Raw genomic sequence first — 13,597 nt, forward strand, 5'->3', positions numbered from 1 at the left:
ACCTGGAGCACCTGCTGTTCAAGGGCACCGACCGGCGCACCTCGGCCGGCATCTCCGAGGAGATCGACGCGGTCGGCGGCGAGCTGAACGCGTTCACCTCCAAGGAGCACACCTGCTTCTACGCGCACGTGCTCGACGAGGACCTGCCGCTGGCGCTGGACCTGGTCAGCGACGTCGTGTTCCACGCGGTGTGTGCCGAGAAGGACATGGAGACCGAGCGCAGCGTCGTGCTCGAAGAGATCGCCATGCGTGACGACGATCCCGAGGACCTGCTGCACGAGGCGTTCTGCGAGGCCCTGATGGGCGATCACCCGCTGGGCCGGCCGGTGCTGGGCACCGAGCAGTCCATCGGGGCGATGAGCCGGGACGCGCTGTTCAACTTCTACAAGAAGCGCTACACACTGCCCCGCATGGTGTTGGCGGTGGCCGGCAACGTGGAGCACGCGCAGGTGCTGCGGCAGACCCGCAAGCTGCTGGGGGACCGCCTCAAGGGCGAGGTCCTGCCGGTCGCGCCGCGGGCCGGCCGGGCCCGCATCCCGGTGCGGCGCGAGCTGGTGCTCAACCCGGACGACACCGAGCAGGCGCACCTGATGCTGGGCATGCGCGCCCTGGACCGGCATGACGACCGCCGGTTCGTGCTGGGCGTGCTCAACGCGGCCCTGGGCGGCGGCATGAGCTCGCGGCTGTTCCAGGAGGTCCGTGAGCGCCGTGGCCTGGCGTACCAGGTGTATTCCTCCACGGCTGCGTACGCCGACACGGGCAACCTGTGCGTGTACGCGGGCTGCACCCCGGACAAGCTCGGCGAGGTCGCCGGCGTGGTCCGCAGCGTGCTGGACGACGTGGCGCACAACGGTTTGAGCGCGGCCGAGGTGGCCCGCGGCAAGGGCCAGCTGCGCGGCGGCCTGGTGCTGGGCCTGGAGGACACCAGCTCCCGGATGTCCCGCATCGGCAAGGGCGAGCTCAACTACGGCGACCACCTGACCGTGGAGGAGACGCTGGCCCGGATCGACTCGGTCACCGAGGAAGAGGTCGCCAAGCTGGCCAAGGAGCTGCTGCGCCGCCCCGTCTCGGGCTCCGTGGTCGGACCTTACGATCACAAGGACGACCTGCCTTCCGAGGTGCACGAGGTGATTCAGTGAGGGAGCTTGCGAGCTCACCATTCAACACAGCGACTCCGTTTTTGCTCTCGCTTTCTCCGAGCGTCAGCGAGGAGGAAGCGTGAGCCGGGACCACGCCGTCGATCCGCTGCGGGTCGGCGTGCTCGGGGCCAAGGGCAAGATGGGCGCCGAGGTCTGCAACGCCGTGGAGCGGGCCGACGACACCACGCTGGTGGCGGCCATCGACCAGGGCGACAAGCTGGAGACCCTGACCGACGCCGGGGTCGAGGTCGTCGTCGACTTCACCCACCCCGACGTGGTGATGGGCAACCTCGAGTTCGCGGTCAACTGCGGCATCCACTGCGTGGTCGGCACCACCGGCTTCACGCCGGAGCGGCTGGCCACCCTGCGCGGCTGGCTGGACGTCTCGCCCGGGCTGGGCGTGCTGATTGCTCCGAACTTCGCCATCGGCGCCGTGCTGACGATGAAGTTCTCGGCGATCGCGGCCAAGTACTACGAGTCGGTCGAGATCATCGAGCTGCACCACCCGCGCAAGGCCGACGCCCCCTCGGGCACGGCCATGCGGACCGCCCAGGTGATCGCCGCCGCGCGGGCCGAGGCCGGCCTGCCGGCCAGTCCGGACGCCACCAGCCAGGAGGTCGACGGCGCCCGCGGTGCGCTGGTCGACGACGTCCGCGTGCACGCGGTCCGGCTGTCCGGCCTGATCGCGCACGAGGAGGTGCTGTTCGGGGCGGACGGCGAGACGCTGACGATTCGGCACGACTCGATGGACCGCAAGTCGTTCATGCCGGGTGTGCTGCTGGCCGTGCGCAACGTGCCGCGGCTGCCGGGGCTGACCGTCGGCCTGGATTCGCTGCTCGGGCTATGAAAGCACTGTGATGAAGGCTTTGGGGACGGCGATCGTCCTGACGGCCGCGCTGGTCGTCTACCTGGTCCTGTTGGCCGACCGCGCCGTGCTGCTGATCCAGGCGGGCGGCGTGGTCGGCATCGGGCTCGGGGTCGCCGTGCTCGTGCTGCCGCTGATCGGCGTCTGGTTCGTCGTGGCGCAGTGGCGGAACGGGATCAAGATCAACGGGCTGGCCCGGCGCCTGGAGTCCGAGGGCGGGCTGCCCGACGTCTCCGGGCTGCCGCGCCGCCCGTCCGGACGGGTCGACCGGGACGCCGCCGACGAGTGGTTCGCGCAGCGCAAGGTCGAGGTCGAGCAGTCCCCCGAGGACTGGCGCGCCTGGTTCCGGCTGGCCCACGCCTACGACGTGGCCGGCGACCGGGGGCGGGCGCGGGAGGCCATGCGCAGGGCGATCGAGCTCGGTGGCTGATCGTCGTTTCCGGTAAGGTCGACGCGGGGGCAGAGAGTCGTGGGGCCACTGTGGGATTACGGAGTTGGGTACCGGCCGAGGTGGATGTCACCAAGCCGAGTGCCGCACGCGTGTACGACGCCTTTCTCGGCGGCGGCCACAACTTCGCCGCCGACCGCGAGTTCGCTCGCCGCGCCGAAGAGGTGTTGCCGGGCGTCACGCTGTCCAGCCGGGCCAACCGGAAGTTCCTGCGCCGCGTCGTGACGTACGCGGCCGAGCAGGGCATCCGGCAGTTCCTGGACATCGGCTCGGGCATTCCGACCGCCGGCAACGTGCACGAGATCGCGCTGCAGGTCAGCCCCGAGAGCCGCACCGTCTACGTGGACAACGAGGCCGTCGCCGTCGCGCACAGCGAGCTCATGCTGGCCGACGTCCCGCAGGCCTCGGTGATCGACGCCGACCTCCGCTCGCCCGGCGAGGTGCTCAACCACCCCGTGGTGCGCGAGACCATCGACTTCGACCAGCCCGTGCTGCTGCTCATGCTGGCCGTGCTGCACTTCGTGCCCGAGCCCGCCGACCTCACCCCGCTGATCGACCGCTACCGGGCCAAGCTTTCTCCCGGCAGCATGCTGGCCATCACCCACGCCACCGGTGACCACCGGCCCAAGGAGCAGGAGGAGGGCCTGGTGAATCTGTACTCGAAAAGCACCAACACCGCTTTCAACCGCTCCCGCGCCCAGATCACCGCGCTGTTCGGCGACTTCGCCCTCATCCCGCCCGGGGCCGTCTACGTCCCCGAATGGCGTCCCGACGACGGCGAAGCCGAAGACCACCCCGAACGCTTCCTCTTCTTCGGCGGCGTAGGCCTCAAGCCCTGACCCCGCGAGTCCCGTTCTCAGGCAACCATGTGTCGAGGTTCCGTAACTCGACATTCAGTTGCCCGAGAGCGGGACTCGCCGGTTCAGGTGAGCTGGCGGGGGCGGACGTGCCTGAGCAGGGTTTGCTGCTGGCCCTTGAGCTGGCCGTACACCTGTGAAATGTGTTCCCGGTACTCCTGTGGAAAGCGCATCGGCGAGTTGAGCACGGAGAAGTCCCCGATCGACCACCTGAACAGGATCACCTCGTAGGCGGCGACATGGGCGCAGAAGGCGACGAACTCCTCGGGGAATGCGTCGCCGACGAGCAGGTGCGACCGGGAGATGATCAACTCGTGCATGCGCCGGTTCATCGGCATGAAGACGGACGCCATCCAGCGACGCCACTCTTCCTTCTGGGTGTCGGTCAGATCGAGATTGAAGACGTACTCGTCGCCGGGGACGACCTGGTTCCGGAACTCGCGCCACGTGGCCTCACCGGCTTGAGACAGCGAGAAGAGCGGGCCGTAGAACTCGCCGAGCTGGGCGTTGATCCACTTGAGCCGTTCCTGCGACCGGTGCATACGGCCGTTGTTGAGGTAGGCAAGCAGTGCGGCGACCACCGCGGCGAAGACGGTCGCACTGGGAGCGATCCAGGAAATCATGGCGATCTCCTTCCGGCCCGGGCCTGACGCAAGGCTAGGTCGGCTGCCGGCGCGGGCGGAGGTCGTGCCGCGAACGCAAGACAAGTGAGCCGGTTCTGAGACAACGGAGGCCGCCGCTCCCGAGTTGGGAGCAGCGGCCTGCGTTGTCGCGGGCTGTCAGGTCAGCGCCAGACCTTGATGAGTTTGGCGGAGTGCGGGGCTAGGTTCGCGGAGAAGGAGTTGGTGTAGCTGCCCAACTGCTTGTGGGACCAGACGTCGCGGACGGCGGCCCGGCCATGGAAGCCGAAGTCGGACCAGTTGGCGGTCACGGTGGCGGGCTTGGTGTCCAGGTTGAACAGGGCCACGGTGTAGGAGCCGTCGGCGTTGCGGACCCACCAGGTCTGCTGCGGGGTGTGCGCGACGACGGGCTTGGCGGCCCGGCCGGCCTGGTCGATGGCGATGACCTCGTCGTTGGTCAGCAGGGACAGGCCGTAGGAGTCGAGCTTGGTGAGGTCGTCGCCGGTGTAGAGCGGGGCGGCCTCGATGGCCCACAGCGTCATGTAGAGCTGGCGCTCGTCATTGGTCAGGCCGTCCATCGGCCCGCTGCCGACGTCGAGCGAGTCGAGGTTGTTCCAGCCGCCGCGGCCGGTGTCGGGGATCCACTGCACGACGTCGTCGAAGCGGCGGGCCAGGGAGTTCTGCCAGCTCACGAGGGTGTCGCAGTAGCACTCGACGTCGGTGTCGATGCGCCAGCCGTTGGTGTAGCGCTGCCAGGTGTCGATGTTGTCGTGGTCCAGCGACCAGGACACCAGGAACTGGATGTTGCGGCCGGTGTGCACCAGGGACTTGGACCACGCGGCGACGTCGGCGGTGTTGTCGTAGTTGGGGCCGGTCTTGTCCGAGCCGGGGCCGACGCCGTCCAGCTTGAGGAAGTCGATGCCCCACTTGGCGAACATCTGCGCGATGGAGTCGATCCACCTGGCGGCGCAGGGATTGGCGAAGTTCAGCTTGTACGAGCTGTCCCAGCCGTTGGTGGTGCGCAGGTCGGGGTAGACGACGTCACGGGTGAAGCAGCCGGGGGCGCCGTAGATCGGGGAGTTGCCGCCGTTGTAGGCCTCCTTCTCCATGCCGACGGGCATGTAGGTGCCGGCCTTCAGGCCCATGGCGTGGATCTTGCGCACGGTGTCGGCCATGCCGCTGGGGAAGCGGGCGGCGTCGGTCAGCGGCCGGGCGTACTGGTCGTACTCGGGCGTCCAGTCCCACTTGCGCCACCAGCCGGCGTCGATGTTGACGTACTCGTAGCCGTGCGAGCGCAGCTTGGTCGACATGACCTTGGCCTGCTCCAGCACGTGCTGCTCGGTCAGCCAGCTGTAGTCACCCTGCGTGTTCACCCCGGGGTACTTGGTCGACTGCAGGCTCCAGCTGCTCCACCCCATGTACGGTGTGTTCGCCGTGGGTTTGCTCGGTGTTCTCGCAGCTTGCGCGGGTGTGAGGCCGGCGAGCAGCGTGCACAGCGCGGCGAGCAGGACGATCATGCGGGAACGACGCATGGCGGCGCACTCCTGTCGGAAGGGGCACTCATGGCGGCGGCGGGTTGCTGGCATGAAACTCCGCGTCCGATCGGGTGTCAAGGTCGTTAATTTCTGAGGGAAATAATGTTTGCTATGGTCAACGTCGTGTCCGCCGCGGTCCAGGTGTTCGCCGTGGTGCTGAGGCACGGCCCGATCTCGCGCGTCGAGGTCACCGCCCGCACCGGCCTGTCGCCGGCCGCGGTGACCAAGGCGGTGCGCCCGCTGGTGGACGCCGGTTACCTCACCGAGCGCCCCGACGAGCGCGCGCCCTCCCGCCTCGGCCGGCCGGCGATGCCCGTGCACGTCGTCGCCGATCGGGCGTTTTTCGTCGGCGTGAAGCTGACCGCCGACGAGGTGATCGCGGTCCGCACCGATCTCTGCGGCGTCACCCGGGACGTGGTGCACCGGCCGCTGACTTCCCCCGACGTCGCCGACGTCATCGAGGTGGTGGCCGACGTCGTGCACGGGCTGGCCCTGGGTTGCGAGGTGGCGTGCCTGGGTGTGTCGCTGGCCGGGGACGTGCTGCGGGACAGCGGCATGGTCCGCTTCTCGCCCTTCCTGAACTGGCGCAACGTGCCGCTGGCCGAGCTGGTCTCCGCCGCCACCGGGCTGCCGACGCTGATCGAGAACGACGTCCGGGCGCTGACCGTGGCCGAGCACTGGTTCGGCGCCGGCGTCGGCGTGTCGTCGTTCGCCCTGGTCACGGCCGGCACCGGCATCGGCTGCGGGCTCGTGGTCAACGACGTGCTGCTGCCGGCCGGCGAGCTCGGCCACGTGGCGATCGATGTCGACGGGCCCGAGTGCTACTGCGGCGGCCGGGGCTGCGTGGAGGCCCTCGCGGCCGACCGGGTGGTGCTGGCGGGATGCTCAGCGGTCGTCGGACGGGACTTGACCATGCCGGAGGCGATCGAGCTGGGCCGGAGCGGCGATGCGGCCGTGCACGCCGTGTTCGAGCGGGCCGGTCGGGCCCTCGGGCTGGCGCTGGCCGCCGTGGCCAACCTGGTCGGCCCGGAGCGGATCGTGCTCACCGGCGAGGCCGTCGGCGGCTACGACCTCTACGCCGAGCAGATCCGGCAGGCGCTGGCCGCGCAGGCCTTCGGCGCCGCGGCGACGTGCGAGCTGGTGGTGCGGCCGCTGCCGTTCGACGAGTGGGCGCGGGGCGCCGCCGTCGTCGGCATCCAGGACCTGATCACGCGAAGTGGGGCAGCACGTGGGTCAACAGGTTCGGTGACGCTGCCAGTGCGGTGAACCGGATGAACCGGCCGGCCAGCGTGGTCACCACGAACGCCATCACCGACATCCGGGCCACTCCGGCCAGCACGGTCGTCGCCATGAACGGCGGCATGCCCACCACCGAGCTCACGCCGGTGGTGGCGATCATCAGCTTCGGGTGCTTCTCGCAGTGGCGGCGCAGGCTGTTGAACCACATGGTCACCTTGGCCCAGGCCAGGGTCAGCCAGGTCACCCGGCGCGGCTTGTCCTTGGGCTGCAACCACTTCGGCAGCGTGATGTGCCCGCGGGCGGCGAAGAAGTAGAGCAGCTTGCCCACCACCTGGCCGATCGCGATCACGCCGCCCAGGACCCAGCAGGCGATCGGCGGGTGGTGCCCGCCGACGACCATGCCGATCAGGAACAGTTCCACGCTGATCAGCGGGCACAGGGCCGAGCCCACCGCGACACCGAGGGAAAGCGCCAGCCACAGCAGCACGGCGTTTCCCCTCCCCGGCCGGATGATCTCTACCGGTTCGAGGCTACCGGAGCCGCACTGGCGTTTGAGTCGTGCTAGGGGCCCATTCCCGGTGGGCTTTTGTCCACCCCTGGGATTACTTCCGGATGTCGCTGACGTAGCTGTAGAGCACGTGGTTCAGGTTCGAGTCGTAACCGCCGGTCATGCCCAGCAGGGCCCGGTTGCCCTTGCCGTCGGGCGGGGTGGCGAACATGTTGGCCGCGGTGGTCACTCCGTTGTAGTCGATCATCGACCAGGCCCACCACTTCGGCACGTCCGCGCCGCTGATCGAGCTCTTGAACGGGGTGAACTGGCGGACCGGCGCGATCGTGGTGTCGCCGTTGTTCCAGAAGTTGTCGCTCTGCGGCTGGGCCCGCCAGATCACCTGGCCGTTCTGGAGGATCTCGGAGACCTCGTAGGGTTGGTTGTACTGGTAGCCGTTGCCCATCGAGCTCATCGCCGCCGCCGCCCGCAGCGGCGTGGTGGCCAGCGCCCTGGTGCCGGGGATGTAGTCGATGCCGGCGTCCTGGTAGTGGTCGGTAGGAACGACGCTGCCCAGCGCCTTCTCCACGTCGTCGCCGAGCGGGCCGGCCGCCGAGAAGGCGTCGTTGAAGCCCTGCTTGAGATAGTCGGGGCCGCCGTAGAAACCGAGCACTGCTCCGGTCTTGTCGTCCACGGACGCCATCCCGATGTGCACGTTGCGGTCCTGCGGCTTGTTAGAGTCCAAAGTGGACATCCGCTCGTCCACGGAGTTCTTGGCCGCCTGCATGTAGTCCTGGCGGAACGTGGTGACCACGGTGTAGCCGCCGCGGCCGACCGCGTTGGAGTCCGGCACCGACGGGTCCTTCTCGTGCAGCCGGTCCAGGTTCTGCATGGCCGCGTCCACCATGTAGCCGTTCATGCCGCCCATGTCGTCCGGCTCGTACTTGATCGGCGTCGGGAACTGCAGCGTGGCCCGTTGCTGCGCGGACAGCTCGTGCTCCGCGACCATGCCGTCCAGCACGTACTTCCACCGGTCCTGCAACGCCTTCAGCGCCTTCGGGTCCTTGTCGGCGGTCGCGTAGTAGTAGGGCGACTGGATGACCGCGGCGATGTAGGCGGCCTTGGCCGGATCGGTCAGCTGCGTGATGTCCAAGCCGAAGTAGGCCAGCGACGCGGACTCGATGCCGTAGGCGCCGCGGGCGAAGAAGATGGTGTTCAGGTAGTCGGTGAGGATGACGTCCTTGGACTCCACCTGGTCGAGCTTCACCGCCACCAGGATCTCGTTCAGCTTGCGGGAGAACGTCTGCTGCTGGTTGAGGTAGTAGTTCTTGACGAACTGCTGGGTGATCGTCGAGCCGCCCTGCAGATTGCCGCCGCCGCTGCTGGTCAGGTCGTTCTTCAGGGCGCGCAGCAGGCCCATCGGGGAGACGCCCGGGTCGCTGTAGAACGTGCGGTCCTCGGCCGCCAGCACCGCCTGGCGCATCACCAGGGGAATCTGGTCGAAGGTGACCGGGCGGCGGTTGGTGCCGATATGGGTGATCTGGGTGGACGCGTCGGCGTAGGTGAAGATCGTCGCCTGCTGCAGGGCGTCCTCGTTGGGCTTGGGGATCTCGACCGTGGCCACCGCCACGACGAAGCCGGCGACCAGACCCACGACCAGCGTCGCCGAGGTCCCCAGCGCCAGCTTCCACGAGGGCAGCCAGCGGCGCACACCCCGCTTGTTCTGCCGCGGGTAGTCGATGAGGCGCACTCGGTTGTCCTTCCCCAAGCCCGATCAGTGTCGGGGGGTACGACTCCGAAGACGCCGGGAAGGTTGTCCCTGGTTCAGGAAATGATCAATTTCAGGTCGGTGGGGCCGGTCACCCGGGCCTCGCGGAACGGCCGCCCGCCCGCGTCCAGCGTGCGGACCACGCCGTCGGTCTCCCAGCCCGCCGAGTGGTAGAAGCCCAGCGACGCGCCGTCCGCCTCCGGTACCCAGCTCACGCCCCGGGTCGCCCCCAGGCCCCGCAGCGTCTCCGCCCCCGCCGCGAGCAGCCGCCCGCCATGACCCCGGCGACCCCAGCGCGGCTCCACCAGCAGCGTCGCCACCAGCCCCGTCGTGGCCGCGTCCTCGGGCAGGCGCCCGTCCGCCTCCGCGACCTCGCTGTCCGGGGCCGGGCCCACCACACAGAAGCCGACCGTCCACTCGCCCTCGATCGCCACGTGCACCGTCGCCGTGCCCGCCTCGACCAGCTCACGCATCGCGTCCACGTTGTCCAGGCCGGCCAGGACGTCCTCGGGCAGCAGTTCCCGGTACGCCGCGCGCCACGTGTCGCGCTGGATCCGGGCGATCTCCTCGACGTCGGCGGGGACGGCAGGACGAACAGACGCTTCAGCCACCCGCAGACGGTATCGGGTTGCAAAGTCCGCCAAGACAGCAGAGTGCGAGGCATCGGCTACCCGGGGGCCGAGCCCGCGACGCCGAAGGCGGCGCAATCAGAACTGTCAGGGGTGCGTGGCAGCATCTTGTTCGTGCTCAAGATGTCCTCGTTGGCGGCTCGTCGGACCGCCCTGGCCGCGCAGGGGTTCGCCCAGGCCCGGCCGTCCGGCGTGGTGACCAGGCGACACCTGCAGGGGGTGCTCGCCCGGACCCAGCTGCTGCAGCTCGACTCCGTGAACGTCGCGGTGCGGGCCCACTACGTGCCGATCTTCAGCCGGCTGGGCAGCTACCCGATGGAGCTGCTGGAGGAGGCGGCCTGGTCGAACAGCGTCCGCAGGCCGCGGCTGCTGGTCGAGTACTGGGCGCACGAGGCGAGCCTGGTGCCGGTGGCGGACTGGCCGCTGCTGCGGTGGCGGATGCGTCAGCACAAGGAGCATCCGAGCAAGTACTGGCAGAGCTCCGGCGGGCATCACCTGGCCGACGAGGTGGTGACGGCGGTGAAGGAGCTCGGCCCGATCACGGCCGGCGCCCTGGAGGAGCAGATGGGCCTGAAGGTCGCGCGGGAGCGGGCGCCCGGCGGCTGGTGGCACCGGTCGGACGTGAAGCGGGCCTGCGAGTACCTGTTCGCGACGGGGGAGCTGACGACCGGCACGCGGCGGGGTTTCGAGCGGCACTACGACATCAGCGAGCGTGTGCTGCCGCCAGAGGTGCTGGCCGCGCCGGAGTTGTCGCAGCAGGAGGCGTCACGGCAGTTGATCGCCAAGTCGGCGGTGGCGCTGGGGGTCGCCACCGAGCCCGACCTGCGGGACTACTACCGGCTCAAGCCCGAGTGGTCGCGGGCGGCGGTGGCCGAGCTGGTGGCGGAGGGGGTGCTGGAGCCCGTCGAGGTGGAGGGCTGGCGGCACCAGGCGTATCGGCACGTCGACGCCCGCACGCCGCGTCGGGTGCAGCGCGAGCGCTGCTGTGCCCGTCGATCGCTGATCTGGAGCGGCCGCACGAGCGCTGTCGACTCTCTACGCATCGAGATCTACGTGCCGAGCCAAGCGGGTGCACGGCTACTACGTGTTCCGTTCCTGCTGAGCGAGGACCTGGTGGCCCGCGTCGACGTCAAGGCCGACCGCTTGGCCGGGGTGCTGCGCGTGCCCGGGGCCTTCGCCGAGCTCGGGGTGGACCACGCCGAGGTGGCGCGGGAGCTGGCCGTGGAGCTGCGGCTGATGGCCGACTGGCTCGGGCTCGACGGTGTTGTCGTGGGAAAGCGGGGTGATCTGGCCTCGCGCCTCGGGGCCCTGGTCTGACCCCCGACCGAGTCGGGCGGATTTCCCGGCCGTCACCGACTCGCCGGCGCGTGCGCTGGCCCTGCTGTTCGAGGGCGGCCCTCCGACCAAGAACATCACCACCGGCCGCGAGGGTGATCCGCCTGGCCCGTTCGGGCCGACGCCGATCCGGCCGCGAACCCGAGCGGCAACTTGCGTGCGCCGGGGCCGGTCACTCTGGCGCGTGGAAGCATTGCGGTGTAGGAATGTCTGTGCAGGGGGAGGGGAGACACAGCCTCGGGGCCGCCCACCTTCATGGACGACCCCGAGGCTGTGGACTAGCTCCAAGGCCGTGAAGTTTGGCGGTTGTGGTGATCGTCAAGGGTCTGACGGGACGAGGATGTCGATGCTCAGGGTGGCCTGGTAGCTGGTCCGGTCGATGTTCGAGCCTCTGGCCTGGTACTTGGAGATTGCGCGTTTGACGATGCGGGGGCAGACCCGTAGCCGTCGGGTGGGCAGCAGGTCGGCCAGGACGTGGCGGCCGATCGTGCCGACCAGATCGATGACGCTGCCGGCGATCACGTTCGCTGCCTGGACGAGCTGGTCCCGGGCGGCCTGCCAGGCGATAGCGAAGCTGGCACGGTCTGGATCGATGTCGGGTCGGGTGATCACTATGTCGGCGATCGTGGTGCGGAGGAGTTGGTAGGTCACCATCAGGGCGTAGACCTCCTGCTCGATCCCGGCGGGGGTGCGGGCGCGCAGGACCCGGCCACCGAGGATGCTGGATTTCAGCTCCAGGTAGGCGGTCTCGATCTCCCACCGCTCGTGGTAGAGCCGGATCAACTCGGCCGCCGGGTGGTGGTGCGGGTCGAGCAGGGTGGTGGCCAGCCGGTAGACGCCGGTGTGGCGTCCGGCGGTGGTGGCGATGGTGATCTCGCACTCGATGACGCGCACCCGCAAGCCGCCGAGCATCGACAGGTAGGAGCCGTCGGGGTAGCGGGCCAGGACGGGGATCTTGCGACCGTTTTTCAGGCGCACCAGCAGGTGGGCTCCGGTCGCGGCGATCTGGGCCAGGAGGCCGGCGGCGCCGAAGTTGCGGTCGGCCAGCAGGATCATTCCCGCGTGCAGGCTGGGCAGCAGGCGTGGTGTGTAGGTAGTTTCTCCGGCGGTGGTGGGACCGAACACCGCGTCGATCAGGGTGCGGGTGCCGCAGGCGAGCAACGCGACCAGCCGTATCTGGGGGTAGCCGGTGCTGCCGTGGTTGCAGCGCTGTTTGGTGAACCGGGCACGTGTTCTGGGGTTGTCGGGCACGGTCAGGGTGGTGCCGTCGATTGCGCAGACCAGCAGGCCCTGCCACCGGATTCCTTGCCTTGGGCCGGTGGCGGCGGGGCCGCGCAGGAGGTCGAACAGCCAGCGCAGTGGTGCCGCGCCCACGCGGTGGCGGGCTTGGCCCAGCCCGCCGGCGGTGGGGGACGCGGTGGGGATGCCCGCCAGCCCGGCGGTGAGTTTGCGCCACACCGTCGGGTAGCCGACCTCGGGGAACAGGCAGGCGGCCAGCAGCAGGTAGACCACGACCCGGGAGGGCAGATCGCGTAACCGGGATTGGGTGGTGCGGGTCGCGGTCAGTGCCGCGTCGACCATCTCGAAGGGCAGGTGTTGGGTGAGTTCACCGAGGTGGCCGGGGGCGAAGCGGCCCCCGGCCACGGTGATGGTGCGTGTGATGACAGACTGGGTATCCAACGGAGTTCTTGCTGTTTGGTGATCTTGGTCGACACCGTTCTAGCAAGGACTCCGTTGCCTGTTTCACCCGGTTGGACAGCCGCACCCCACCCTTAACTTCACGGCATTGGGACTAGTAGATTGTCGCGGCTAACTCTTGGGGTATAGGTGGCGGAGTTTGACGCGTGCGTCGTCGGTGGTGAACTGCCAGCGGACCTGGCGTTGCTCGGTGTTGATGGCGTGTTGCCAGGCGGCGAGTTCGGCGTTGAGCGTGTCGAGGTCGTTGATGCGGCGGTCGAGGCATTGCCGCGACAGCGTGGACAACTCGATCTCGGCGATGTTGAGCCAGGACCCGTGTTTGGGGGTGTGGTGAATCTCCAGGCGCTGGGCCAGGGCGAAGGCCTCGTCGGGTGCGAAGGCCTCGTAGAGCGAGGCGATGCCGTGGGTGTTGAGATTGTCCATGACCAGCACCACGGTCTCGGCGTCGGGATAGTCGACGGTCAGTAGTTGTTTGAGCTGCTCAGCCCAATCGATCTTGGTCCGCCGGGCCAGGGCGTGGACACGGCGCCACCCTTGCAGGGGCTCGACCCACACGAAGATCGAGCAGGTGCCACAGCGGACGTATTCGCTGTCCTCGCAAGCGTTCTGGCCTGGCCGGGCGGGGAGCGGGTCGCGGACGTGGCCAAGTAGCTGGAAGGGTTTCTCGTCCATGCACACGACCGGGCGGGCGGGGTCGTGCGGCCGGGCGTAGACCGCCAGCACGTCCTCCATGCGGGCGGCGAACTCCGCGTTCGCCCGTGGCGGGATGTTCCAGCACTTCCTCAGATGAGGGCGCAGTTCCGTTTTTTTAGGACCCGGCCGATGGTGGAGTGATCCAGGTTCGGGATGTCCTCGGTGAGTTCGACGTGTTTTTCCAGCAGCCGCAACGACCACCGGGCATGCCCCGCGGGCGGCTGGGAGCACGCCAGGGCAATCAGCCGGGCCTCCACCTCGCCGGTCACCGGGGACGGCACCGG

General features: G+C 69.0%; 14 protein-coding genes. 6 read left to right on the forward strand and 8 right to left on the reverse strand.

Annotated features, from left to right (window positions below):
• The 4 genes from KUTG_RS35080 to KUTG_RS35095 form a co-directional block, all read left to right on the forward strand.
• Window positions 1-1,139, forward strand: a 1,139-nt coding sequence (locus KUTG_RS35080; RefSeq protein WP_043723004.1) for a M16 family metallopeptidase, incomplete at its 5' end; no start/stop codon positions are given.
• Between the two features lie 79 nt (window positions 1,140-1,218).
• A complete protein-coding gene (gene dapB, locus KUTG_RS35085) occupies window positions 1,219-1,986 on the forward strand; it encodes a 4-hydroxy-tetrahydrodipicolinate reductase (RefSeq protein ID WP_084580126.1) in 768 nt (255 codons plus the stop codon).
• Window positions 1,987-1,996: 10 nt separating this feature from the next.
• The gene (locus KUTG_RS35090) at window positions 1,997-2,434 is read left to right on the forward strand and encodes a tetratricopeptide repeat protein (RefSeq protein WP_043723006.1); all 438 of its coding nucleotides are present in this window, start codon (window positions 1,997-1,999) and stop codon (window positions 2,432-2,434) included.
• Window positions 2,435-2,484: 50 nt separating this feature from the next.
• Window positions 2,485-3,291, forward strand: a complete 807-nt coding sequence (locus KUTG_RS35095; RefSeq protein WP_043723007.1) for an SAM-dependent methyltransferase — start codon at window positions 2,485-2,487, stop codon at window positions 3,289-3,291.
• 83 nt (window positions 3,292-3,374) lie between these two features.
• Here the strand turns inward: KUTG_RS35095 and KUTG_RS35100 are convergent, their stop codons facing one another.
• Window positions 3,375-3,932, reverse strand: coding sequence for a hypothetical protein (locus tag KUTG_RS35100; RefSeq protein WP_052395750.1), 558 nt, complete (start codon window positions 3,930-3,932; stop codon window positions 3,375-3,377).
• A 161-nt stretch (window positions 3,933-4,093) separates the two neighbouring features.
• Window positions 4,094-5,461: a glycoside hydrolase family 27 protein gene (locus tag KUTG_RS35105; RefSeq protein WP_157494961.1), complete on the reverse strand. Its 1,368-nt coding sequence runs from the start codon at window positions 5,459-5,461 to the stop codon at window positions 4,094-4,096.
• 126 nt (window positions 5,462-5,587) lie between these two features.
• On the opposite strand from KUTG_RS35105, the gene KUTG_RS35110 reads away from it, so the two are divergent.
• A complete protein-coding gene (locus tag KUTG_RS35110) occupies window positions 5,588-6,730 on the forward strand; it encodes an ROK family transcriptional regulator (protein WP_232241141.1) in 1,143 nt (380 codons plus the stop codon).
• Here KUTG_RS35110 and KUTG_RS35115 read toward each other — a convergent pair.
• From KUTG_RS35115 to KUTG_RS35125, 3 genes are all read right to left on the reverse strand, one after another.
• Window positions 6,672-7,190 carry a hypothetical protein gene (locus KUTG_RS35115; protein ID WP_052395753.1) on the reverse strand — a complete coding sequence of 173 codons (519 nt, stop codon included), beginning with the start codon at window positions 7,188-7,190 and terminating at the stop codon, window positions 6,672-6,674. The two genes, KUTG_RS35110 and KUTG_RS35115, sit on opposite strands and share 59 nt — an antisense overlap.
• A gap of 115 nt (window positions 7,191-7,305) precedes the next feature.
• Window positions 7,306-8,940, reverse strand: coding sequence for a transglycosylase domain-containing protein (locus KUTG_RS35120; protein WP_052395754.1), 1,635 nt, complete (start codon window positions 8,938-8,940; stop codon window positions 7,306-7,308).
• A gap of 74 nt (window positions 8,941-9,014) precedes the next feature.
• The gene (locus tag KUTG_RS35125) at window positions 9,015-9,569 is read right to left on the reverse strand and encodes a GNAT family N-acetyltransferase (RefSeq protein WP_043723010.1); all 555 of its coding nucleotides are present in this window, start codon (window positions 9,567-9,569) and stop codon (window positions 9,015-9,017) included.
• A gap of 141 nt (window positions 9,570-9,710) precedes the next feature.
• Here KUTG_RS35125 and KUTG_RS35130 point away from each other — a divergent pair, with 141 nt between their 5' ends.
• A complete protein-coding gene (locus tag KUTG_RS35130) occupies window positions 9,711-10,904 on the forward strand; it encodes a winged helix-turn-helix domain-containing protein (protein ID WP_052396756.1) in 1,194 nt (397 codons plus the stop codon).
• A gap of 336 nt (window positions 10,905-11,240) precedes the next feature.
• On the opposite strand, the gene KUTG_RS35135 is transcribed toward KUTG_RS35130, so the two are convergent.
• The 3 genes from KUTG_RS35135 to KUTG_RS64255 form a co-directional block, all read right to left on the reverse strand.
• On the reverse strand, window positions 11,241-12,602 hold the full coding sequence (locus KUTG_RS35135; protein WP_043723012.1) for an IS4 family transposase: 1,362 nt from the start codon (window positions 12,600-12,602) through the stop codon (window positions 11,241-11,243).
• Window positions 12,603-12,731: 129 nt separating this feature from the next.
• A complete protein-coding gene (locus tag KUTG_RS35140) occupies window positions 12,732-13,418 on the reverse strand; it encodes an IS630 family transposase (protein WP_232241509.1) in 687 nt (228 codons plus the stop codon).
• The coding region (locus tag KUTG_RS64255) for a helix-turn-helix domain-containing protein (protein ID WP_043723013.1) at window positions 13,403-13,597 on the reverse strand (195 nt) is incomplete at its 5' end. The genes KUTG_RS35140 and KUTG_RS64255, both read right to left, overlap by 16 nt.

Origin of the sequence: Kutzneria sp. 744 (assembly GCF_000568255.1) — a bacterium.
Lineage (GTDB): Bacteria > Actinomycetota > Actinomycetes > Mycobacteriales > Pseudonocardiaceae > Kutzneria.